This window comes from Loktanella sp. S4079, assembly GCF_000967725.1.
Lineage (GTDB): Bacteria > Pseudomonadota > Alphaproteobacteria > Rhodobacterales > Rhodobacteraceae > Yoonia.
Window position 1 is genome coordinate 1 of record NZ_JXYE01000041.1, and the last position, 226, is coordinate 226.

Annotated in this window: 1 protein-coding gene; it reads right to left on the reverse strand. The window is 51.3% G+C overall.

Going from position 1 to position 226, the window contains the following annotated elements:
• A partial coding sequence (locus tag TW80_RS17530; RefSeq protein ID WP_157033346.1) for a DUF2254 family protein occupies positions 1 to 226 on the reverse strand: 226 nt, incomplete at both ends.

The window sequence follows — 226 nt, forward strand, 5'->3', positions numbered from 1 at the left end:
AACCATGGTGATGGAAAACATCACGCCGGCAACCCCGATTACTGATTGCGCGATTACTGACAGGACAGTCCGCGCACCATCAACGCTGACGCTGGTCGCAAGGAAGCTAAGTTGAAATGGAATAAGGTCAGGATGGCGATCTGCGATGACCGTTGCTTGCGCAAGGACCATCGCAGAAAGAACCAGCACTCCAGGAATAAACCAATAGCTAGCTCTTACGTCATCA